Annotated in this window: 17 protein-coding genes and 1 pseudogene; 13 read left to right on the plus strand and 5 right to left on the minus strand. The window is 66.4% G+C overall.

Features of this window, described 5'->3' with window-relative positions; genetic code table 11:
* The first annotated feature begins 25 nt into the window (after window positions 1-25).
* The gene (locus F623_RS0104960; protein ID WP_018868346.1) at window positions 26-2,251 is read left to right on the plus strand and encodes a TRIC cation channel family protein; all 2,226 of its coding nucleotides are present in this window, start codon (window positions 26-28) and stop codon (window positions 2,249-2,251) included.
* Window positions 2,252-2,269: 18 nt separating this feature from the next.
* Here the strand turns inward: F623_RS0104960 and cysZ are convergent, their stop codons facing one another.
* The 4 genes from cysZ to queF form a co-directional block, all read right to left on the minus strand.
* Window positions 2,270-2,944: a sulfate transporter CysZ gene (cysZ, locus tag F623_RS0104965; RefSeq protein ID WP_081616595.1), complete on the minus strand. Its 675-nt coding sequence runs from the start codon at window positions 2,942-2,944 to the stop codon at window positions 2,270-2,272.
* Window positions 2,945-3,000: 56 nt separating this feature from the next.
* On the minus strand, window positions 3,001-3,210 hold the full coding sequence (locus tag F623_RS0104970; RefSeq protein ID WP_018862214.1) for a DUF3185 family protein: 210 nt from the start codon (window positions 3,208-3,210) through the stop codon (window positions 3,001-3,003).
* 245 nt (window positions 3,211-3,455) lie between these two features.
* Window positions 3,456-4,754, minus strand: a complete 1,299-nt coding sequence (locus tag F623_RS0104975) for an FGGY-family carbohydrate kinase (RefSeq protein WP_018868345.1) — start codon at window positions 4,752-4,754, stop codon at window positions 3,456-3,458.
* A 9-nt stretch (window positions 4,755-4,763) separates the two neighbouring features.
* Window positions 4,764-5,186, minus strand: coding sequence for a preQ(1) synthase (gene queF / locus F623_RS0104980; protein WP_018174047.1), 423 nt, complete (start codon window positions 5,184-5,186; stop codon window positions 4,764-4,766).
* Between the two features lie 164 nt (window positions 5,187-5,350).
* Between queF and smc the strand changes: the two genes are divergently transcribed.
* From smc to F623_RS0105015, 6 genes are all read left to right on the plus strand, one after another.
* Window positions 5,351-8,845 carry a chromosome segregation protein SMC gene (gene smc, locus F623_RS0104985; RefSeq protein WP_018868344.1) on the plus strand — a complete coding sequence of 1,165 codons (3,495 nt, stop codon included), beginning with the start codon at window positions 5,351-5,353 and terminating at the stop codon, window positions 8,843-8,845.
* 62 nt (window positions 8,846-8,907) lie between these two features.
* Entirely contained in the window at window positions 8,908-10,101 is a 1,194-nt protein-coding gene (locus tag F623_RS0104990) for a cell division protein ZipA C-terminal FtsZ-binding domain-containing protein (protein WP_018862217.1), read from the plus strand.
* Window positions 10,098-12,194, plus strand: coding sequence for an NAD-dependent DNA ligase LigA (ligA, locus tag F623_RS0104995; RefSeq protein WP_026279363.1), 2,097 nt, complete (start codon window positions 10,098-10,100; stop codon window positions 12,192-12,194). The genes F623_RS0104990 and ligA overlap by 4 nt, the downstream gene beginning before the upstream one ends.
* A 500-nt stretch (window positions 12,195-12,694) precedes the next feature.
* Window positions 12,695-14,611, plus strand: a complete 1,917-nt coding sequence (locus F623_RS0105005) for a nucleoside-diphosphate sugar epimerase/dehydratase (RefSeq protein ID WP_018862219.1) — start codon at window positions 12,695-12,697, stop codon at window positions 14,609-14,611.
* 120 nt (window positions 14,612-14,731) lie between these two features.
* On the plus strand, window positions 14,732-15,064 hold the full coding sequence (locus tag F623_RS0105010) for a MarR family EPS-associated transcriptional regulator (RefSeq protein ID WP_018862220.1): 333 nt from the start codon (window positions 14,732-14,734) through the stop codon (window positions 15,062-15,064).
* A 396-nt stretch (window positions 15,065-15,460) separates the two neighbouring features.
* Complete coding sequence (locus tag F623_RS0105015) at window positions 15,461-16,627, plus strand: nucleotide sugar dehydrogenase (protein WP_018868341.1); 1,167 nt, start codon at window positions 15,461-15,463, stop codon at window positions 16,625-16,627.
* 211 nt (window positions 16,628-16,838) lie between these two features.
* On the opposite strand, the gene F623_RS0105020 is transcribed toward F623_RS0105015, so the two are convergent.
* Window positions 16,839-17,936, minus strand: coding sequence for a Wzz/FepE/Etk N-terminal domain-containing protein (locus F623_RS0105020; protein WP_018868340.1), 1,098 nt, complete (start codon window positions 17,934-17,936; stop codon window positions 16,839-16,841).
* 436 nt (window positions 17,937-18,372) lie between these two features.
* Here F623_RS0105020 and F623_RS0105025 point away from each other — a divergent pair, with 436 nt between their 5' ends.
* From F623_RS0105025 to F623_RS0105050, 6 genes and pseudogenes are all read left to right on the plus strand, one after another.
* Window positions 18,373-20,088, plus strand: coding sequence for a bifunctional sulfate adenylyltransferase/adenylylsulfate kinase (locus F623_RS0105025; RefSeq protein ID WP_018868339.1), 1,716 nt, complete (start codon window positions 18,373-18,375; stop codon window positions 20,086-20,088).
* A gap of 113 nt (window positions 20,089-20,201) precedes the next feature.
* Complete coding sequence (locus F623_RS0105030) at window positions 20,202-20,408, plus strand: AbrB/MazE/SpoVT family DNA-binding domain-containing protein (RefSeq protein ID WP_018862224.1); 207 nt, start codon at window positions 20,202-20,204, stop codon at window positions 20,406-20,408.
* A complete protein-coding gene (locus F623_RS0105035; RefSeq protein ID WP_018862225.1) occupies window positions 20,405-20,785 on the plus strand; it encodes a type II toxin-antitoxin system VapC family toxin in 381 nt (126 codons plus the stop codon). Before F623_RS0105030 ends, F623_RS0105035 begins: the two co-directional genes overlap by 4 nt.
* 227 nt (window positions 20,786-21,012) lie before the next feature.
* A pseudogene (locus F623_RS0105040) lies at window positions 21,013-21,445 on the plus strand (transposase).
* Between the two features lie 387 nt (window positions 21,446-21,832).
* Window positions 21,833-22,093 (plus strand): type II toxin-antitoxin system Phd/YefM family antitoxin, encoded by a 261-nt coding sequence (locus tag F623_RS0105045; RefSeq protein WP_018868337.1) that lies wholly within the window; start codon window positions 21,833-21,835, stop codon window positions 22,091-22,093.
* Window positions 22,077-22,463, plus strand: coding sequence for a type II toxin-antitoxin system VapC family toxin (locus F623_RS0105050; RefSeq protein ID WP_018862228.1), 387 nt, complete (start codon window positions 22,077-22,079; stop codon window positions 22,461-22,463). The genes F623_RS0105045 and F623_RS0105050 overlap by 17 nt, the downstream gene beginning before the upstream one ends.
* The last annotated feature ends 84 nt before the right edge of the window (window positions 22,464-22,547 follow it).

Genomic DNA, 22,547 nt, shown 5'->3' on the forward strand with positions numbered 1-22,547 from the left:
CGCGTGTGGGTTAGGGGTCATGTGGATGGCCTTGGCACTGGCAGTCCTCGCGCCGTTAACCGCCGTTGCATCCTCGTCCCCGTCCGCAGCCGATATCGGCACCCCGATCCCGATCACGCAACAATCGGCACCGGACGTGCTGCGCTCTGGCTGGTTCGAACGTCCCCCGTATCAGGCCGATTCCGACAGCGCGTCCCGGGGATCCCCGACCGGGCTCGACGTGCTGGTCGCGCAGGAGGCGCTGGCCGGTGTCGGGCACGGCGCCGAGTTCGTACCGCTTGCCTGGAGCGAGCAGCTCACCGCATTGCGCCACGGTGAGATCGACTTTGTCGTCGGTACCTATCTCGAGCCCGGGCGCCTCGACTATGCGCATTATTCGCGGCCTTACCGCCAGGAACGGAACGCCCTCTATGTGCGCGCCGGCGAGCGCGGTGATTACGTGTTCGAGGACCGCACGGCCCTGGTCCGTGCGGTACGGGACGGAGACTTCCGGCTGGGCGTGACCACGGGCTATGCCTACGCCTCGAGCGAGCTGGCCGATCTGGTCGCGGATCCGGGGGAGGACGCGCGCCTGTACCCCGCCGCCGGTGACGAGGCCCACATCCAGGCGCTGGTTGAGGGCCGGATTGACGGCTTTGTCGCGGATCCCGTGATTGTGGATCTGCTGCTGGCACGAACGGACCGCGCCCGTCTGATTCAGGTGCATCCCCTGGACTTGGGCGCCGTTGGCGTGCGCGTGATGTTCTCCCGCGCCACGGTCCCCGAGTCCTTCGTCGAGCAGTTCAACTCGCAGTTGCAGGCACTGGAGGACAGCCGCCGGATTGTCGCGCTGGAAGTCGAGCATGTGCTGCCCGCGTTTCTCTCAATGGCCACCAGCGAGACCTGGTTCAATACGCTCACCCTGCTGGGGATCCTCGCGTTTTCCGCCTCCGGGCTGATCCTCGCCCGGCGCGAACGCTACAACCTGTTCGGTGCGCTGGTCCTGGCCTCGTTGCCGGCCATCGGTGGCGGCGTGCTGCGCGATCTGCTGTTGGGCCGCGACCCGATCTTCATCTTCGAGACGCCGGAGTTCCTGCTGGTCCCGATTGTGGTCGTGGGAGTCGGCTTTGTGCTGTACAAGCTGCATGACCATGTGCTGGTGCGCTGGCATGTCGTCCAGGAACTCCTTGCGCGCCAGCAGACGGGTCTCGGGGGGCGCGTCGTGGGGAATCTGCAGCGGGGTCTGGATGCCTGGGCAGTGGCCTCGTTCACCGTGATCGGCGTCGGTGTGGCGGTCGAGTCGCAGGCCAGCCCGTTGTGGCTCTGGGGCCCGGTAATGGCGGTGGTGACCGCCTCGTTCGGCGTGATCATGCGTGATGTGGTGCGCTCGGACTTCAATATCGACATGCTCAAGCGCGACTCCTTTGCCGAGATCTCGGTCCTGGGCGGCATTCTCTATTCGCTGATCCTGCTCTGGCCCCCGGTGGAGCTGAGCCTCGGGTTTATCCTGATCGCGACGCATGCGGTGATCGTGCTGCTGTTCCTGGCGCGTCTTGGGGTTCTCTACTGGGGCCGTCCCAACCCGTTGCAGATGGGTGACCCGCATACCCTGCCCGAACGGCGTCTGGATGCACTGGCACCCCGCGAAACCGAGGCCTGGTCCAGCCTGACTTCCTACCTCACCGAGGATGCCGAGGGGCGAGCTCGCCCGGCCGAGCCCGGGGAGCTGGAACGCCTGCACAAGGATTTCGAATACCTGCTGCAGCCGGTGTTGGCCGAGTTGGACCGGCTGGCGGGCGAGCCCCTGCTGGAGGCCACCGCGCGCCGGCACGAGGCCCTGCGTGACCGCTTTCGGCTGGTCGCGCGTCTGGAGCAGCAGATGTATGACCACCTGCGTGAGACCGCGACCGACGCCGAAACCGCGGCCGACGAGGTGGCGCGGGCCCTGGAAGGGCGCGTTCTCGAGGCCCTGCGCGGTCTGCTGGATACCGCGACCATGGCCGTGAGTTCCACGGACCACGACGATTTGGCATGGCTGCGCGACATGACGGCCAATCAGCGCAGCCGCTTCGATGCCCTGCGTGCCCGCTACCTCGACCCCGATCATTTCCAGCCCGGGAGTGCACTGGATCGCGTGCTGCAGCGAACGCACCGCGTCGAACGCATGCTCTGGATGCTGGCGGAGTACGCGGAGCGAAGACTCGAACCGACGCCGAGCCCGGTACAGCGTGATCGGCGCGCACTCCAGAAACGCTTTTTGCGCGCCGACTGACCGTCGTCTGCCCGCGATTTACGGAGTTGCGACCAACTGGCGGGTGCGCAGATGCGTGGCCCCGACCACCGCAGCTGGCACCAGTAGCAGGTTCACCAGGGGCACCATCGCCAGCAGGGTCGTCCCGGCGCCGAACGCGAGGGTTTGCAGCCGGCGCGCCCGCAGGCGCTGGCGCACTGCATGGAACGCCAGGCCGTCGTTGGCCAGCGGAACCTCCATGAACTCCACCGCCAGGACCCAGCTGCCATAGAGGAACCAGGCTGCGGGCGCGAGCAGGTTGAGCCCGGGCACAAAGGTGATAATCAGCACCGGGATCAGCAGCAGGGCGTAATACCCGAGCTTGCGCGCAGCGGTGGCAAGCGCATGTACGAACTCCCCGGTCAGCGAGCGGGGCTCCGCCTGGGGCGGGTGGCCCAGTCCTTCTGCCGTGCGGTAAGCAAGCGGCCCGGAGAAGGGGCTGGCCACGATCGCGGCCAGGGCCACGGCGGAAATCCCGATCACCAGCAGCAGGAACAGGGCGAACAGCGGCCACAGCAGCCAGGCCAGCCAGTCCCAGGCCTGCGGCAGCCAGGCGGCCAGCAGGGCGTCAAAGCCCACGGCGGCGGCCGCGACCAGGGCGCCCACCAGCACAATGTTGATGATCAGCGGAATGATCACGAGCCCGCGCAGGGCGGGTTCGTGCACGCGCGTCAGGCCCCGGAACGGGGCGAGGAACGCGTAAAGCGGCGAGAGAGGCCTTGCCCGCTGATTCAGCGGCGGGCCCCGAACAGCGTCAGGACCAGGCCGACCACCGCCATGATCCCGCCGCCAATCAGATACATGCGGGTCTCGTCGGTGTAGCGCCCAGTGAAGGTTTCGTGCAACTCCTCACCCAGGCTGTCCGTTGCGTTGTACCCCATCACCAGCAGGATGACGCCACCCACCAGCAGGGCGATTCCGAGAATACGACTCCAGTGCATGTTTGCGTCCTTTTGTTGTTGTGGTTCTTTGCCTGAATGTAGCACTGATATCCGGCGCTGGCGGTGACGTATCCCGAGAAACGCCAGTTTCCCTGTCCGGCGCCCTGTCGCGCAGGGGTGTCCCGCGTAGGAGGCCAGCCCTCTGGCCGATGGGCTTGTCCGGCGTTGTATCGCGCAGGGGGCTGCGCTCCTACAGGGGGTGTCTTGCGTAGGAGGCCCGCCCTCTGGCCGATCGCCGTTGGCCCTCAGCGAGAAGGCGAGAAAGCCTCCAGATCCATGCCGATGCGCGCCAGGCGTGCGGCGCCGTGTGCGGCGTCGTCGTTGTCTGCGGCCATCACCGGGATCTCCAGGATGCGCTCGCGGATGCGCGTCCATGTGGGGTTCGCGGCCCCGCCACCGAGCGTGATGATGCGCTCCACGCGTGGAGCCCCGAGCTCCGTCAGACGCCGGTAGCCGTCGCGCTCGATGCGCGCGATCCCCTCGAACAGCCCCTGGAGAAAGCGCGCGTCTTCATCCGGGCGTGGCGTAAGGCGGGGTTCCAGTTCCGGATCACTGACCGGAAAGCGCTCGCCCCGTCGGGGCAGAGGCAGGTAATCGAGACCCGTGTCCGTATCCGGATCCATTTGCTCACTGAGTCGCTGTAGCGTGTCGTCGTCAAAGTGCTGGCGCAGTACCGCGCCGCCGCTGTTGGAGGCACCGCCGATCAGCCACTGGCCGAACAGGTGATGGCTGTAAATGCCCAGCTCGGGGGCAAACACGGGCTCCGACGAGAGCTGCTTGATCACCATGGTCGAACCCAGGCTGGTGACGCCGGTGCGGTCGTCCTCCACGCCGGAGGCGAGAAAGCCGGCGATGCTGTCGGTGGTCCCGGCAATCACCCGCGAGGCCGGGTTCAGGCCCAGGTGCTGCGCCATTTCCGGGGCGACCGGCCCCAGGTTCGTTCCCGCCGGTACAACCTCCGGCAGCAGATTGGCATCGGTGGTCAGGATGTCCTCCAGCCAGTCGGGCCAACCGTGCCAGAGGGCGTCATAGCCGAGCTTCAGGGCGTTGTTCTCATCCATCACGTCGAAGCGTCCGCGCAGGCGCCCGGCGATCCAGTCGGCCTGATGCAGCACGCGGCGCACGCCGGAGAGGCTCTCGTGGCGGCGCACCCACAGCAGCTTCGCCGCCGAGGAGCTGGGGCTGTGCACGGCCGACCCGCTGGGCGCGACCCCGGCGAGGATCGCAGTCATGTCGATGGCGCGGGCGTCGTTGTACATCATCGCCGGGCGTACCGGCCGGCCGTCGGCATCCAGGAACAACAGCGTGGCAGAGGTGCCGTCCACTGCGATCGCCACGGGCTCGCCCTTCAGGTGTTCCGCGGCCTCGCGCAGCAGGTCGCGCACCAGGGTCCACCACTGGGCAGGGTCCTGTTCCGCGATGCTGTCGCCGTCGGCTTCCGGTTCCGGGAGATCCCGTGAGGCGGAGTACACCCGTGCGCCGTCCGGGTCCACCAGCGCCAGGCGGATGCCGGAAGTCCCCAGGTCGAGGCCAATCGCGTGCATGGAACTCGGCTAGAGACCCGAATGCAGCGGGCTGCGTCCCGGAGGCGGAAGCGTGACCCGCTCCGGTGGGGTCCAGCCGGGCTGGCGGTGTTCGGCCACGACCGAGGTGTAGATACCGCCGCGCACGTTGAAGTACGAGGTCAGGCGCATGAAGCGCGGCTCGGTTGCCGCGACCAGATCCGCCAGGATCTGGTTGGTCACGGCCTCGTGAAAGGCCCCCTCGTCACGGAACGACCACATATAGTTCTTCAGCGACTTCAGCTCCACGCACTTGTGGTCGGCCACGTACTCCAGGTGCAGTTCCGCGAAGTCGGGCTGGCCGGTGGCCGGACACAGGCAGGTGAACTCCGGGATGCGGATATAGATCGCGAAATCGTTCTCCGGCGCCGGGTTGTCGAAGGTCTCCAGAGTCTTGCTCGGCTGGCTGGGCATCTACGTTTCTCGTTTCCGAATGAATGGTCCCGCCTGCGGACGGGCACACCTGCAAGCAGGCTTTCACAGGCGTTATGTTGTGATGGTGAACGGGACGGTCACGTTACCGGCACAAGCGTGTACCATTCTACCCCCGAGTGTCCTGACCGCGGATTACGCCGAACGTGCGACTCGCCCGAATCAAGCTGGCCGGCTTCAAGTCCTTCGTCGACCCGACGACGCTGGTGCTGCCCGGAAACCGGGTGGGCATCGTCGGGCCGAACGGCTGCGGCAAGTCGAACACCATCGACGCCGTGCGCTGGGTGATGGGCGAGTCCTCGGCCAAGCACCTGCGCGGCGACTCCAGCGAGGACGTGATCTTCAACGGCTCCTCCAGCCGCAAGCCGGTCGGGCAGGCCTCGATCGAGCTGATTTTCGACAACTCCGATGGCCGCCTGGGCGGCGAGTACAGCGCCTACGGCGAGATCGCCGTGCGCCGGGCGCTGACGCGTGACGGCCAGTCCAAGTACTTCCTCAACGGCCAGCGTGCCCGCAAACGCGACGTGGTGGACCTGTTCCTGGGCACTGGCCTCGGCCCGCGCAGCTACGCGATCATCGAGCAGGGCATGATCGCGCGCCTGATCGACGCGCGCCCCGAGGAACTGCGGGTCTATCTCGAGGAGGCCGCCGGCATCTCCAAGTACAAGGAGCGCCGACGCGAAACCGAGAACCGCGTGCGTCACACCCGCGAGAACCTTGAGCGCCTGGACGACGTGCGCGACGAAGTCGCCAAGCAGGCCGAACGCCTCAATCGCCAGGCCGCCACGGCCGAGCAGTACCAGACCCTCGCCGCCGAGCGGCGGCAGAAACGCGCCGAGGCGATCCTGCTGCGTCTGCGTGCGCAGGAACAGGAACTGGAGGCGAGCCGGCGTCGATTGCAGGAGGCCGAGACCCAGTTGGCCGGCATGCAGTCGGAGGCGCAAAAGGTGCGCACCGAAACCGAACAACAACGCCAGACGCGCGTAGACCTGGAGGCGGCCACCACCGAGGCGCAGTCCGCCTACTACGACCGCGCGGCCGAAGTCTCGCGCCTGGAACAGTCGATCCGCCATGCGGAGGACGAACTGGCCCGCGAGCGTGCCGAACTGCAGCAGCTGGAACAGCGTCTGCAGACGGCCGGCGAGGCGTTTGCGGCACTGGAGCAGCGCATTGCCCAGGCCGAACACGAGCGCGACCAGCGCCAGCACGAGGCAGAGACCGCGGAGGCCGAGCGCGAACGGCTGGAGGCTGCGGCGGAGCAGGCCGAAACGGAATTTCAGGCCGCGCGCGAGGCCCAGTCCGAGTGGGAGCGCGCCCTGGCCGAGCCGCGCCAGAATGCGCAGCTCGCGCGTTCGCGCATGGATCACGCCGAGCACCAGCTCGCGCGCCTTGAGCAGCGCCGCGAACGCCTCGACGCCGAGCGCGCGGCCCTGCCGCAGACCCATCCGGGCGAGGAGGCCGAACGGCTGCAGGGCGAGCGCGATGCCCTGGCCGAGCGCCTGGAGCAGCTGCGTCAGCAGCGCGAGCAGCAACAGGAACAACTGAACCAGCTCACCGAGGCCCGCCGCGAAGCCCGCGACGCCCTGCACCAGGCCGAGCGCGAGGCGCGCGAGGTCGCGGGGCGTCTGGCGGGGCTGGAGCACTTCGCCGGCGAGGACGACCCCGCCCAGACGCGCGAGCGCCGCGAGGCCTGGGCGCGCGAACAGGGGCTGGACCTCTCGCGGCCCCTGGTGCAGCAGCTGGAGGTCGACGACGGCTGGGATACGGCCGTGGAGCTGGTGCTGGGGGCCTGGCTGGAGGCCGCCGTGCTGGACGCACCCGAGGCCACGCAAGACTGGCCAGATGCCGCGCTGCGTCTGGTGAGTACGCAGACGGATGCCGCCGTGGCGATCTCGGACGACTCGCTCGCCGTCCGCGTGCGCGGCTCCGCGGCCGTGACGCAGTGGCTGTCACGCATTCACTGTGCGCAGGATCTGGACGAGGCCCGGCGCCGCGTTGCGAGCCTCGCACCGGACGAGAGCGTGATCACGCCCGACGGTACCTGGATGGGGCCGGGGTGGGTCGCCCACCGCACGCTGGAAGGCGGTGCCTCCGGCGCGGTCGCGCGGGTGCGCCTGGCGCGCGAGCTGCGCGAACAGGAAGAGCAGCTGCAGGGGCAGGTCGAGCAGCACCAGGCCACCCTGGCGGAACGGGGCGAGGCCATCGATGCCGCACAGGCTGAGCGCGATCGGCTGGATGCCCAGCTGCGTGAGCAGCAGGGCGAGATCGACGAACGCGACCGGCGCATCCAGCGTCTGCGCGATCAGGCCCGGCAGCTGGAACAGCAGCAGGCGCGGATCGATCGCGAGGCGGGCGAACTGGAAGAAGAAACGGTTCGCGCACGGGAGCAGTTCGAGACCGCCCAGCAGGAGCGCAACCAGGCCCTCGCCACGCTGGAAACACTGGAGGCGGATCGCGGCACACTGGAGAGTCGGCTGGAGGCCGCGCGTGACGCCCATAGTCAGGCCCGCGATGCGGTGCGTGAGGCGCGCGATGTCTCCGGCCGGGCACGGATGGCGGAGCAGGAGGCGCGCCATCGGCTGGAGCGCGAGCAAAGCGAACGCGAACGTCTGGAACGCCAGCGCGCGGAGGATCGCGAGCGCCTGGAGAAGCTGCAGCAGGGCCTGGCCGGGCGCGAGGGGCCGCTGGAGCAATGGCGCGGAGATCTGCAGGCTGCCGCGGAGCAGCGCCAGCAGGCAGAAGAACGGCTGACCCGGGCGCGCGCGGATCTCGAGGCCTGCGATGCGCGGCTGCGCGAGCTGGCCACGCAGGCCGGCGAGCTGGACAGCCGTGTCGAGGCACAGCGTTCCACCTGCGAGGAGCTGCGCCTGGACCAGCGCGAACGCTCGGTGCAGATCGAACAGTTGAAGAGTCAATTTCAGGAGTCGGGGTTCGAGGCCGGGCCGCTGGCGGAGGGGCTCGCGGAGGATGCGACCGTCCCGGCCTGGGAGCAGGCGATTGCGGAGCTCGACCGCAAGATCGAACGCCTGGGACCGATCAACCTGGCGGCGATCGACGAGGCGCGCAGCCTGGAGGAACGTTCACGCTATCTCGAAGAGCAGCATGCCGATCTGATCGAGGCGCTGGAGACGCTGGAGGCGGCGATGCACCGCATCGACCGCGAGACGCGCCAGCTGTTCAAGCAGACCTTCGATCAGGTGAACGCCGGGCTGGGGCAGAAATTCCAGCGCCTGTTCGGCGGCGGCGAGGCGCGCCTGGAGATGACCGGTGACGATCTGCTGGATACCGGCGTGAATATCATGGCCCGCCCGCCGGGCAAACGACTCTCCACCATCCATCTAATGTCCGGAGGCGAGAAGGCGCTCACAGCATCGGCGCTGGTGTTCGCTATCTTTGAGTTGAATCCGGCACCCTTCTGCATGCTGGACGAGGTGGATGCGCCGCTCGACGAGGCCAACGTCGGGCGCTTCTGCGAGCTGCTTCAGGACATGTCCGAGCAGATCCAGTTCATCTTCATCACCCATAACAAGGCCACGATGGCGATGGCGGAACAGCTGATCGGCGTTACCATGCACGAACCGGGGGTCTCGCGTCTGGTGAGCGTGGACATCGACGAGGCCGTGGAACTGGCCGAGGCCTGAGCGGTTCCGTCCGAATTCGCGCGACCGTACAACACGTAATGACGAGGTATTGAGTGGATTGGATGCGCATCAGTCTGGTGATCCTGGGCATCGTATTGGTCGCCGGTATCTGGATGGCCCATCGCCTGCGCACGCGCGATCGCGCGCCGGATCTGGATGATGACGCCACGGACTGGAGCGACGATGCCGTACACATTCGCGCCCAGGACGATGCCCGTCCGCGACGCCGGGAGGGGGAAACCGACAGTCTGGGGGCAGAAGCAGGCTGGGCCGATCCACTGGAAACCTCGCGCGAGTACACGCGGGATGCCGAGGAAGTGGATTCCGATGAGGGCTTCGACGATGTGCGCATTCCCCAGCGCGAGCGCGCGGAGCCGCATCTGGGTGTGACCTCGGCGGAGGACGACGAACTCCTGGCCACGGGCGAGCGGCATGCCGATCGAGCACAGGATATTTACGGCGTCCTGGACAACGACGAAGAGCCGGTTCCGCCACCGCCGCATGGCGCGTTCGAACCGGACCCGGAGGACGCGCCACGCCGTCGCCCCAAATCCCGTGCCGCGGAAACCGCGAAGAGCATGATGGACGAGCTGGGTGGTCGCATGCGCTCGGGCATCGCCGCGCTGCGCAGTGTTCGTCTGCGTCGCCCGCGTGCGGAAGAGACGCTCGGCGAGCAACTGCACCCGGATCACGAGGTGGACCCCGAGCTGATCGAAGAACCGTCCCCCGACATGGAAACACTGGGCGAACATGTGTCCGAACCGCGCGTGGTCGGCCGCAATCCGCTACGGGGTGGACCGAGCTCCGACGAGAAGATCCTGTTGTTGCATGTGGTCGCGCCGCGCAACCGGCCGTTTACCGGCGTGGCCCTGGGGGCTGCACTGCAGCGCGCGGGGCTCAAGTCGGGCGCGATGGACATCTACCATTATCACGATGCCGAAATTGACAGCCGACAGGCGCTGTTCTCCGCCGCGAACATGGTGCCGCCGGGCACGCTGCGCGAACAGGATCTGACGGACACGATGACCCCTGGCATCACGTTGTTCGTGCAGGTGCATAACAGCGCCGATCCACAACGCGCGTTCGAGGCGCTGCTGGAGAATGCGCACGGCCTGGCGCGGGATCTGGGCGGCTCCATCCTCGATGCCCAGCAGTCCACTGCCACCAACCAGACGCTTGCCTACATGCGCGAGGACCTGAACGAGTGGCTGATGCGCCACCGCCCGGATCTGCTGCGGCGGCGGAGGGCGCGGTGAGTTCCCCCTCCGCGTCCCGGGGGGGCGCGGTGGGGGAGGCGGGCGAACGGGTCGAGCAGCTGCGGCGCCAGATCGAGCACCACAACTACCGCTACTACGTCCTCGACGACCCGGAGGTTTCCGACGCCGAGTTCGACACGCTGATGCGCGAACTCGAACAGCTTGAGGCCGAACACCCCGACCTGGTCACCGCGGATTCCCCCACCCAGCGTGTCGGCGGCACCCCCGCCGCCGGTTTCGACACGGTGCGGCATCGCCTGCCGATGCTTTCGCTGGCTAACGGCTTCGAACCCGACGAGATCCGCGACTTCGATCGCCGCGTGCGCGAGCGCCTGGCGAAGCAGACCGGCGAGCCCGACCGTGTCGAGCATGCCGTCGCCTACATGGCCGAGCCCAAGCTGGATGGCCTGGCGATCAGCCTGATCTACGAGAACGGCCGCCTGGTGCAGGCCGCCACGCGCGGCGACGGCGAGACCGGCGAGGACGTGACCGGCAACGTCCGAACCGTGCGCCCGATCCCGCTGCATCTCGGCGATCGCTATACCGACGATGCGCCGGGCGTGCTGGAGGTGCGCGGCGAGGTGTTCATGCGCCGCTCGGATTTCGTGCGTCTTAACCAGGGCCTGGAGGCCGATGGCCAGCGCGGCTTCATGAACCCGCGCAACGCCGCTGCCGGCAGTCTGCGTCAGTTGGACCCGAAGGTGACGGCGCGGCGCCCCTTGAGCTTTTTTGCCTACTCCATCGGCCATGTCGCGGGCGGCACGCTGCCGGACACCCAGTCCGGAACGCTGGACTGGCTGCATCACCTGGGCTTCCCGGTCTGCCCCGAGCGGGCAGTGCTGGAGGGTGCGGAGGGCTGCCTTGCCTACTACGAGCGCCTGGCCGAGCGCCGTCACGAGCTGGACTACGAGATCGACGGCATCGTCTACAAGGTCGACTCGCTGGAGGACCAGCAGCAACTGGGCTTCGTCTCGCGCGCGCCGCGCTGGGCCATCGCCCACAAGTTCCCGGCCGAGGAGCAGACGACCACGCTGCGCGCCGTCGACTTCCGCGTCGGCCGCACCGGGGCGCTGACCCCGGTCGCGCGGCTGGAGCCGGTACTGGTCGGCGGGGTCACGGTCAGCAACGCCACGCTGCACAACATGGACGAGGTCGCGCGCAAGGACATCCGCATCGGCGATCGCGTGATTGTGCGCCGCGCCGGTGACGTGATCCCCGAGGTGGTCGGCCGCGCCGGCGGGGAGCGCCCGCAGGACACCCGCGCGATCGAGATGCCGTCGCGCTGCCCGGAGTGCGATTCGCATATCGAACGCCCGGAGGGCGAGGCCGTCGCCCGCTGCACCGGCGGGCTCGTCTGCCCCGCGCAGCGCCGCGAGGCCCTCAAGCACTTCGTCTCGCGCCGGGCCATGGACATCGAAGGCTTCGGTGAAAAGCTGATCGAACAGCTCGCCGATGGCGGCATCGTGCAAAGCCCGGCCGACCTGTTCGCGCTGGACGCCGAACGCCTGGAGGCCCTGGAGCGGGTCGGCCCCAAGCTCGCCGAGAACCTCGTGAATGCCCTGGAACAGGCGCGCGAGACCACGCTTGCGCGGTTCATCTTCGCCCTCGGCATCCGCGAGGTGGGCGAGGTCACCGCCCGCAACCTGGCCACGTACTACGGTGACCTGGACGCACTGATGCAGGCCGATGCCGAGGCCCTGCAGGAGGTTCCGGACGTCGGCCCCATCGTCGCCGAACACATCGCCAACTTCTTCGCCGAGCCCCACAACCGCGACGTGATCCAGGCCCTGCGCGACGCCGGCGTCCACTGGCCCGACCCGCCGCGGCCGCAAGCGGCAGAATCGAGCGACGCGACCCCACTGGCCGGCAACACCTATGTCCTGACCGGCAGCTTCGACACCATGACCCGCGAAGAAGCCAAAGCCGCCCTCGAGGCCCGCGGCGCCAAGGTCACCGGCTCCGTCTCCAAAAAGACCACCGCCGTCATCGCCGGCGCCGACCCCGGCTCCAAGGTCACCAAGGCCGAATCCCTCGGCATCCCCATCCTCGGCCCCGACGACCTCGCCCAGCTCCTCAACGAACCCCCCCTGTAGGAGGCCAGCCCTCTGGCCGATGGGGCGTGTCCGGCATCGCATCGCGCAGGGGGCTGCGCTCCTACAGGGGGGTGTCTTGCGTAGGAGGCCAGCCCTCTGGCCGATGGGGCATGTCCGGCATCGCATCGCGCAGGGGGCTGCGCTCCTACAGGGGTGTGTCTTGCGTAGGAGGCCAGCCCTCTGGCCGATGGGGCGTGTCCGGCATCGCATCGCGCAGGGGGCTGCGCTCCTACCGGGGGGTGTCTTGCGTAGGAGGCCAGCCCTCTGGCCGATGGGGCGTATCCAGCGCCCTATCGGCGAGAGGCTCGCCTCCTACAGGGGGGTAGCGGCGTCATGGGGCGCTGGATGGATGCATTTTCATCAGGGGTTGCTTATGCTTCGCGCGCCGCGATGGAGTGCGGCGGGCGCCAGGGTCCGGCACTTGATGTAGTGTGGTCGGGCTGGGTTTTGTCGACAGGGCTTGAGGCCACGATCAGGATGCCGGACGGGCACATCACACTATGTTGAACCGTGGGCTGGAACGTCTGCTGAGGCTGCCGCGCGGCAAGAAGCGCTGGCTGATGATTGCGGCCGATGCAGTCATGCTGCCACTCGCGCTGTGGTCGGGTTTCATGATCCGCCTGGCCGAGCCGTTCCCTCCGGTCATGCAGCAGGCCTGGTGGCTTTTCCCCTTGATCGTGATCGTGGGGATCCCGTTGTTTGCCCGTCTGGGCCTGTACCGTGCCGTCGTGCGTTTCATGGGGTCACGCGCTATCTGGGCGGTAGGGTCCGGGGTCGTGGTGCTGGCGATGGTCATATGGGCGTCCGTCGCGATTGCCCAGCTGGAGGGGTTCCCGCGCTCGGTACCGATCAACTTCGCCATTGTGGCCTTTCTCTATGTCGGTGGCAGCCGCTTCCTGGTGCGAGCCTGGTATCGCTCGGTCGTGGATGTTGCACAAGGGGCCGAGCCAGTTGTGGTCTATGGCGCCGGCGAGGCAGGGGTCCAGCTCCTGTCGGCGCTCAAGGCGGGCGGCCGCTTCCGCATTGTGGCGTTCGTGGATGAAGATCGAGCGCTGCAGGGTAGTTCGATCGACGGGGTACCGGTTCATTCTCCGGAGCAACTGTCCGGCGTGGTGGATCGGTTCGGTGTGGGGCGTTTGTTGCTCGCGCTTCCCTCGGCCACCCGCAACGAGCGTCGGCACATCCTGGAAAGGCTGGAACACCTGCCCCTGTATGTTCAGTCCGTGCCGTCGATGGAGGCGGTCGTCTCTGGACAGGCCAGCCTGGAACAGCTGGAAGATATCGATGTGGCGGATCTGCTCGGTCGAGATCCGGTCCCGCCCGAGCCCGAGTTGCTGCAGCGCAGTATTCGGGGCCGTGTCGTCATGGTCACGGGCGCCGGCGGCTCCATTGGCTCCGAGCTGTGCCGCCGCATCGTGCTGGAGGAACCCGCCGCACTGGTGCTCTATGAACGCAACGAGTTCGCGCTCTACAGCATTGAACGCGAGCTGCTGGAGCGATCGGTGCCGTCTGGCCGGATGCCCGCGATTCACGCCATTCTCGGGTCCGTTGCCAATCCACGCAGGGTTTCCGCCGTATTGAGCGAATACGGGGTGCAAACGCTTTATCACGCCGCCGCCTACAAGCACGTGCCGATCGTGGAAGCCAATCTGATCGAAGGCGTGCGGAACAATGTGTTCGGCACGGCCATCCTCGCGGATGCTGCCATCGAAGCCGGGGTCGAGCGCTTCATCCTGATCTCCACCGACAAGGCCGTCAGGCCTACGAACGTAATGGGCGCGACCAAGCGCATGGCCGAAATGGTCCTGCAGGACCGCGCCCGCGAGAAGCGCGACACCATCTTCAGTATGGTGCGCTTTGGCAACGTTCTGGGCTCCTCGGGCTCGGTGGTGCCGTTGTTCCATCAGCAGATCCGCGATGGCGGTCCGGTCACCGTTACCCATCCCGAAATCACTCGCTATTTCATGTCGATCCCGGAAGCGGCCGAGCTGGTGATTCAGGCCGGGGCGATGGCCCAGGGGGGCGAGGTCTACGTGCTGGATATGGGCGAACCCGTACGTATTGTCGACCTGGCACGTCGAATGATCCGGCTGCACGGACGTCAGGTGAAGGAAGACGGCTACCCCGAAGACGGCATCGAGATCGTGTTTACCGGATTGCGTCCCGGCGAGAAGCTCTACGAGGAGCTGCTGATCGGCGACAATGTGGAAGCTACCGTGCACCCGCGGATCATGCGTGCTCGCGAGGACTGTGTTGCCCCTGCCGATGTTCGCGCCGCGCTCGCACAACTCGACCAAGCGGACCGCGAAATGGATACCGAACAAGCCTGCACAACGCTCCGTGGCGTCGTACACGAGTACTCACCAGCGGAGCATTCCCCGCAGACGCTCGAACGTATGGGCTTGCCATCGGGGTGAGCAACGGGGCCAACTTTCGCATGCGGGCTTGCAGCGTGCCGGGTGCCGTGCTGGAATCGCCGTTCATTGAATGAACAGCCAACCCCGTGCTGCCCCCCGCGCAGCCGAAATTGCGACTCCATGCCTTCCGACGAACTTCATTTCAAACTCCTGCGCTTGCTGGAGGAAGACCCCACGCGATCGCAGCGCGCTCTGGCGCGCGAGCTGGGTATTTCCGTCGGGGGGACCAATCACGCCCTCCGGGCGCTGCTCGCGCGTGGCTGGGTCAAGGCGCAGAATTTCACGCGCAGCGGTAACAAACGCGGATATCTGTATAAGCTCACCCCGAGCGGCGTGAGCGAGAAGGCTCGGCTGGCGTACTACTTCCTGCAGCGCAAACGCGCGGAACACGAGGCCTTGATGGCCGAGATCGAACAGCTGCGGGCCGAGGTGGGGCGCCAGGAACGTGACTGAAGCCACGGTCGTTCAGCGGGGAACGCGCACCGTGCACGACACGCCATCGCCAGGCACCGGTATTCTGCGCGCGCTAACCCAGCGAGTCGGTTAGGAGAAGCCCGACCGCCCCGCGGGCTGTCACTGTAGGAGCGCAGCCCTCTGCGCGATGGGGTGCTGGACAGGCCCCATCGGCCAGAGGGCTGGCCTCCTACAGGGGGGATGCCTCTGCGGATGTAGGAGCGCAGCCCCCTGCGCGATGGGGTGCTGGACAGGCCCTATCGGCCAGGGGGCTGGCCTCCTACGGTTTCGGGGCCAGAGGGCGGATCCTCGCCGATACGGTACCGGCCAGCCGCAAACGGTGGCTAACCTCAACCAATGCGCACATCAACAAACAGGAATGACAAGGAATTCGGGATGAAGATCGCAGTTGCCGGTACCGGCTATGTAGGCCTTTCCAATGCGGTGTTGCTGGCACAGCACCACGAGGTGGTGGCGCTGGATGTGGTGCCCGAGAAGGTCGAACAGATCAACCGCAAGGAATCGCCGATCATCGACGCCGAGATCCAGGATTTCCTGCAGAACCGATCCCTCAACCTGACCGCCACGCTCGACAAGCAGCAGGCCTACGAGGGGGCGGACTTCATCGTTGTCGCCACGCCCACGGACTACGACCCGCAGACCAACTACTTCAACACCAACACGGTCGAATCCGTGATCCGCGACGTGCTGGCGATCAACCCGCACGCCACCATGGTGATCAAGTCCACCGTGCCGGTCGGCTACACGCGCGAGATCAGGGCGCAGATGGAGACCGACAACATCCTGTTCTCGCCGGAGTTCCTGCGCGAGGGCCGGGCGCTGTACGACAACCTGCACCCCTCCCGCATTATCGTCGGTGAACAATCCGAGCGGGCCGAGACCTTCGCCAACCTCCTGGCCGAGGGTGCGATCGACGACGACATCCCGATGCTGTTCACCAACTCCACCGAGGCCGAGGCGATCAAGCTGTTCGCCAACACCTATCTGGCCATGCGGGTGGCGTACTTCAACGAGCTGGACACCTATGCCGAGACCCATGGCCTGGACACCCGCCAGATCATTGACGGCGTATGTCTGGACCCGCGCATCGGCAGCCACTACAACAACCCGTCGTTCGGCTACGGGGGCTACTGCCTGCCGAAGGACACCAAGCAGCTCCTGGCCAACTACGACGAAGTCCCCAACAACATCATCGGGGCCATCGTGGACGCCAATCGTACCCGCAAAGACTTCGTCGCCGACGCGATCATTCGCCGCAATCCCAAGATCGTCGGTGTCTATCGGCTGGTGATGAAGAGCGGCTCCGACAACTTCCGCGCCTCCGCCATCCAGGGCGTGATGAAACGCATCAAGGCCAAGGGCATCGAGGTGGTCGTCTACGAGCCGGAGCTGCCGGACGAGGAGTTCTATCGCTCCCGCGTCGTCCGCGACCTCGAAGAGTTCAAGCGCATGAGCGACGTGATCGTCGCCAACCGCATCACCGACGACATCCGCGACCAGACCGACAAGATCTACACCCGCGACCTCTTCGGCAGCGACTAACCCTTCTACACACCAACACCCCTGTAGGAGGCCAGCCCCCTGGCCGATCGGGGGTGCCGGACAGGCCTAATCGGCCAGAGGCTGGCCTCCTACGGATCTTGCGCCTTCCCGCCTGTAGGAGCGCAGCCCCCTGCGCGATGGGGTGTATCTCGGGCCCGATCGGCCAGGGGGCTGGCCTCCTACGGTGATGGGCCGTTGGCTGGAGGGCGATTTAATTGTTTTCCGTAGCCCTGACGTTCGCCAGAAACTCTCGGAAAAAGGCGCCAAACACGCCCAACATCAGTCCCAGTACCACAGAAAGCGCAATGATCAGACCCCGGCGGTCTTCAGCCGGAGAGGCCGACATCACGGCGATCTCGCCGATTTCCAGGTTGGAGTAACGCTCGATGGCTGGTTCATGTTGCAGGCGCGCAGATTCGAACCAGTCTCGGTCCAGCGCGCGAGCGAAGGGAATCTCCTGCAGCGCCATGGTCTTGCGTTCCACCTTTTGCTGCAGTTCTTCGCGCGAGGCCGGAATAGTGACCTCAATTTCTTCTTGCAGGTGCTGAGAGCGCTCCATCAGTGCTGCACGGGTGGTCTGTCGTTCGACACGCACGTTGGCCGGCAGGTCACCACCGAGACCAGCAAGGTCGTCGAGTAGCAACTGAACCTCCGACCGTTGTTCGCCCAGCAACTCCTCTCGTGCTGCGAGGCGCTCCAGTTGGCGCTCTGCGGAGTCCAGCGCCAGGCCAAGCTCCTGCTCCTCTCGGTCGAGGGATGCCTGGCGGAATTCGTGCTGCCGCTGCAGCGCCATCCATTTACCCTCGAGTTCCTGGCGTGCCACGGCAATACGTTGCGCTGCCCGAGCCTGCAGGTTGTCCGCAACTCGGGCGTGCAATGCCTCCACCGACGAGGCACGTTCTTTGGGAGCCAGAGTCGACAGCGTCACCAACGGCATTTCTCCCAGTCTCTCCAGGGAGGCCGAGAGCCCGCGTACGTCGTGTTCGCTGGCCAACTCTGCGATGGCCGCGTCAACCAACTGAAGTTCCGTTTCTTCGCGCAGGGCCGCCACGTCCACCAGGGCCTTGCCCTCGATATCCGCTGGCAGGGTAATCCACGTGTCGAACGCATAGCGCGGCGTCTGCATCAAGGCATACATCACGCCTGCCAGCAGTACGGCGAGCGCAATCCCGATCAACCACCATTTGCGCTGCTCCAGCACCTTCCACAAGTCGATCAGACTGATCTCGTCGTCGTAGGGACGGGAGAGCATCTGGTCGCGCTCTGGCGGCGACGAGGGTGTGCTGGTCTTGTGGTCGTTCGCAGCCATCGAGCGGTCTCGGGTCATTGTTCAAGCGCACGCATTGTCCGGATTTAGTCGAATAAAGGGAATCCGGCCAATGGACGGACGTTAGTTCCGTCTCAGAAAACGCCCGAGCTTGGCATTTGCCCATCCTGCGTGTGCGTGGTCAAATTCGCATCCACCCCCGAGCATCCCCCTGTAGGAGGCCAGCCCCCTGAGCGATGGGGCGTTGGTGATGCCCCAATCGGCCAGGGGGCTGGCCTCCTACAGAAGGCGAGGCGACGACGGATGACGGAGTGGAATGGATCACGCCGTACGGCGGCACGCGGGCGGGCGACGCGCACCGCGGTGGCATGTACGTACCTGTAGGAGCGCAGCCCTCTGCGCGATGGGGTGTTGGTGATGCCCCAATCGGCCAGAAGGCTGGCCTCCTACAGAACGCGAAACGAGAACGGATGACGGAATGGAATTGATTACGCCTTATGGCGATGTGCTCTGCGAGCGCTATGTGGACGAGGCGACGGCCCGCGAATTGAGGGAAGCGGCGCGGGATATGCCCTCCTGGGACCTGACCCTGCGCCAGCAGTGTGACGCAGAGCTGCTGCTGAATGGGGGTTTCTCCCCGCTGACGGGCTTCATGGGCCCGGCGGACTACGACGGCGTGCTCGAGAACATGCGCCTGGCCGACGGCACGCTGTGGCCGATGCCGATCGCGCTGGATGTGACCGAAGCCTTCGCCGCGCAGGTGGAGGAGGGCAGCCGCATCGCCCTGCGCGATGACGAGGGTATGCTCGTCGCGGTGATGGACGTGGAGCATCGCTGGACGCCCGATCGCACTCGCGAGGCGGAACAGGTATTTGGCACTCGCGATACCGTGCACCCGGGCGTCAACGAGCTGTTGCATCGCACGGGCCCCGTCTATCTGGGCGGCACGCTGCATGGTCTCGAGGCCCCGGTCCACCACGACTTTCGCAACTACCGCTACAGCCCGAGAGAGCTGAGGGAATACTTCCAGAAGCTCGGCTGGAGCCGCGTAGTCGCCTTCCAGACGCGTAACCCCATGCACCGCGCCCAGGTGGAGCTCACCCGGCGCGCCGTGCGCCAGACCGAGGCCAACCTGCTGATTCATCCGGTAGTGGGCGTGACCGCCCCGGGCGACGTGGATCATTACGCCCGCGTGCGCTGTTACGAGCATGTGCTGCGTCAGGCCCCGGAGCAGACCACCCAGCTGAGCCTCTTGCCGCTGGCGATGCGCATGGGCGGCCCGCGTGAGGCCCTGTGGCACGCGATCATCCGCCGCAACTACGGCTGCACGCACATGATCGTCGGCCGCGACCATGCCAGCCCCGATGCAGGCCCGGACGAGCAGGCCTTCTACGGCCCCTATGAGGCACAGGAACTGATTCAGCACCATGCCGACGAGATCGGCATCGAAATGGTCCCTTTCCAGGCCATGACCTACGTGCAGGATCGGGCGGACTTCGTGCCGGCCGACGAGGTGCGCGAGGGCGAACACACCCTCAGCCTCCCCAGCTCGGAATTCCGCCGCCGCCTGCGCGAAGGTCTGGAGATCCCGGAATGGTTCTCCTACCCGGAGGTAGTGCAGGAGCTTCGCCGCAGCTTCCCGCCGCGCGACCGCCAGGGCTTCACCGTGTTCTTCACCGGCCTGTCCGGTTCAGGCAAGTCCACCATGGCCAACGCCCTGCGGGTCAAGCTGATGGAACTGGGCGGGCGCGCCGTCACGCTGCTGGATGGCGATATCGTGCGCAAGGAGCTCTCCAGCGAGCTCGGCTTCTCCAGGGAGCACCGCGACATCAACGTCCAGCGCATCGGCTTTGTTGCCAGCGAGATCACCAAGAATGGCGGCTGCGCCATCTGCGCACCCATCGCGCCGTACACCGACATGCGCCGCCGCGTGCGCGAACGCATCGAGCGGGTAGGGGGCTTTATCGAAGTCCACGTCGCCACGCCCCTGGAAACCTGCGAGGCCCGCGACCGCAAGGGCCTCTACGCCAAGGCCCGCGCCGGCATCATCAAGGAATTCACCGGCATCGATGACCCCTACCAGGAGCCGCAAAACCCCGAGCTGCGCCTCGACACCCGCGAGATGACTCCGGACGAAGCCGCCCACCGCATTCTGCTCAAGCTGGAGGCCATGGGGTTCATCCGAAACCCTTAGCGCACGATCGGCCAGGGGGCTGGCCTCCTACAGGGGGCACAAGGAGCGTTCGCCAATCTGCCGCATCGATGCTAAATTCGTAAAACGAACTATCGATCGATCAAGGTGCTGTAATGGAAGCCCTCACCATCTCTCCGAAATATCAGGTCGTCATCCCCAAGGCGGTACGCGAGGCGCTGCATCTTCGTGCGGGCCAGAAGGTCCAGATTGTCGCGTACGACGACCGCATCGAACTGATTCCCGAACGGCGTATGAGCGAGATGCGGGGGTTCCTCAAGGGCATTGCCCCAGACATCCCGCGCGACGGAGACCGCGTGTGAACGTGGTCGATTCGTCCGCGTGGCTGGAATACTTTGCCGACGGCCCCAATGCCGATGTGTTTGCAGATGCAATCGAGACCACGGCAGAACTGATCGTGCCCACAATCAGCCTCTACGAAGTCTTCAAACGGGTACTCCAGCAACGAGGCGAGGCGGCGGCCCTGCAGGCCGCCGCACTGATGCAGCAGGGCGAACTCGTCGAACTCACGGGGCCTTTGGCGCTGTCCGCCGCCAGCCTTGGCAACCAGCACCGTCTCCCGCTCGCCGACAGCATTATCTACGCCACCGCGCGCGCCCATCAGGCCGATCTCTGGACCCAGGACGCGGATTTCGACGGGCTTCCGGCCGTTCACTACATCCCGAGGCATCCCCTGTAGGAGGCCAGCCCTCTGGCCGATTGGATATGTCCAACACCCCATCGGCCAGAGGGCTGGCCTCCTACGATGGGTCCCGGGCATCCTGTAGGAGCGCAGCCCCCTGCGCGATGGGAAGCCAGACAAAGCCCCAACGACCAGAACCTGGTTCATGGCCAGCCGAAGAGAACACCAGACAACCCCCACCCGCCCCTCGGCGAACACACCAATCCGACAACGGGAGCGATGCCATGGACGGCAAACCTCACGCTCAGGCCCTGCGCCGTGGCCGCTATTCCGAGCCCGGGCGCATCTACCTCATCACCACCGTCACGCGGGATCGCACACCGGTGTTCCGCGACTTCGCTGCTGCCCGTGCACTGGTCGCTACGCTGCGCCACGCGCAATCGCTCGGGCATGCGGATACGCTGGCCTATGTGGTGATGCCCGATCATCTGCACTGGCTGATGACGCTCGGCGACAACATGTCCCTGTCCACCGTCGTGCGGTCGGTCAAGGCAGTCACCGCCCGCAGGCTCGGGCGAGCGCTCTGGCAGCCCGGGTTCCACGATCACGCGGTACGCCGCGAAGAAGACCTGACGGCGCTGGCCCGCTATATCGCCGCCAATCCCTTTGGTGCGCAACCTGGGTGACTATCCTCACTGGGACGCGATCTGGCTTTGATCGGTGGGGTTGCGCCGAACGCCCAATCGGCCAGAGGGCTGGCCTCCTACACGGGGGTCGGGTTGCTGTAGGAGCGCAGCCCTCTGCGCGATGGGGTGGTGGTGATGCCCCCGATCGGCCAGGGGGCTGGCCTCCTACAGGGGGGTGTTCGATTGTTGTAGGAGCGCAGCCCTCTGCGCGATGGGGTGGTGGTGATGCCCCGATCGGCCAGGGGGCTGGCCTCCTACAGGGGGTGTTCGATTGTTGTAGGAGCGCAGCCCTCTGCGCGATGCGGCGCCGGGTATACCCCCAATCGGCCCGAGGCCGCCCCCTGCATCGTGGTGCTTATCCTGGGTATAATCTAGTCTAGTCAATTAAGCTAAGTCGGATACCGGTGCGAGGGCAGACATGAACGAGACGGTAAACATCCATGAGGCCAAGACGCATTTGTCCCGCCTGCTGGACAAGGTCAGCCGGGGCGAGCCGGTGGTGATCGCTCGGGCCGGCAAGCCGATTGCCCGCCTTACGCGTGTCGAGGCCCCGGTACCGGCCGCGGCCAGCCGCGTCGGTTTCCTCAAAGGGCAGGTGAGTGTGCCGGACGACTTCGACCGGATGGGCGAGGAGGCCATTGTCGAGGCGTTCGAGGGCGACGATGCATCTCCTTCTTGATACGCACATCCTCCTGTGGGCGGCTGCCGATTCCCCACGGCTGCCTTCCGAGGCGCGCGAGCTAATCCTCAACCCTGAGTATGACCTCGCGTACAGTGCCGCCAGCCTGTGGGAAGTCACCATCAAGAGGGGCCTCGGGCGTAGCGACTTCGTCGTCGAGCCAGCTGTCCTGCGACGGGAGCTTCGCGAGCACGGCTATACGGAACTACCCATCGACGGGACCCATGCGCTGGCGGTGGGCCACTTGCCGGAGATCCACAAGGACCCGTTCGACCGGATCCTGATTGCCCAGGCCGAGTCCGAAGGCTACCTCCTGCTCACCAGCGACACCCGCCTGGCCCAGTACCCAGGCCCCATCCGCCTGGTGTAAGCGACAACCCGTCACCCTCTGCTGTAGGAGCGCAGCCCTCTGCGCGATGGGGCGGTGGTGATGCCCCAATCGGCCAGAGGGCTG

Origin of the sequence: Thioalkalivibrio sp. ALD1 (genome assembly GCF_000381245.1) — a bacterium.
Taxonomy (GTDB): Bacteria; Pseudomonadota; Gammaproteobacteria; order Ectothiorhodospirales; family Ectothiorhodospiraceae; genus Thioalkalivibrio.

Bases quoted from the DNA above. Each gene is read 5' to 3' on its own strand.
- F623_RS0105025 (WP_018868339.1), top strand. From the start codon at position 18,373: ATGGAATTGATTACGCCTTATGGCGATGTGCTCTGCGAGCGCTATGTG.
- F623_RS0105020 (WP_018868340.1), bottom strand. From the start codon at position 17,936: ATGGCTGCGAACGACCACAAGACCAGCACACCCTCGTCGCCGCCAGAG.
- F623_RS0105005 (WP_018862219.1), top strand. From the start codon at position 12,695: ATGTTGAACCGTGGGCTGGAACGTCTGCTGAGGCTGCCGCGCGGCAAG.
- queF (WP_018174047.1), bottom strand. From the start codon at position 5,186: ATGCCCAGCCAGCCGAGCAAGACTCTGGAGACCTTCGACAACCCGGCG.
- F623_RS0105010 (WP_018862220.1), top strand. From the start codon at position 14,732: ATGCCTTCCGACGAACTTCATTTCAAACTCCTGCGCTTGCTGGAGGAA.
- F623_RS0104975 (WP_018868345.1), bottom strand. From the start codon at position 4,754: ATGCACGCGATTGGCCTCGACCTGGGGACTTCCGGCATCCGCCTGGCG.
- F623_RS0104970 (WP_018862214.1), bottom strand. From the start codon at position 3,210: ATGCACTGGAGTCGTATTCTCGGAATCGCCCTGCTGGTGGGTGGCGTC.
- F623_RS0104960 (WP_018868346.1), top strand. From the start codon at position 26: ATGGCCTTGGCACTGGCAGTCCTCGCGCCGTTAACCGCCGTTGCATCC.
- F623_RS0105030 (WP_018862224.1), top strand. From the start codon at position 20,202: ATGGAAGCCCTCACCATCTCTCCGAAATATCAGGTCGTCATCCCCAAG.
- F623_RS0105045 (WP_018868337.1), top strand. From the start codon at position 21,833: ATGAACGAGACGGTAAACATCCATGAGGCCAAGACGCATTTGTCCCGC.
- F623_RS0104990 (WP_018862217.1), top strand. From the start codon at position 8,908: ATGCGCATCAGTCTGGTGATCCTGGGCATCGTATTGGTCGCCGGTATC.
- F623_RS0105050 (WP_018862228.1), top strand. From the start codon at position 22,077: ATGCATCTCCTTCTTGATACGCACATCCTCCTGTGGGCGGCTGCCGAT.
- F623_RS0105015 (WP_018868341.1), top strand. From the start codon at position 15,461: ATGAAGATCGCAGTTGCCGGTACCGGCTATGTAGGCCTTTCCAATGCG.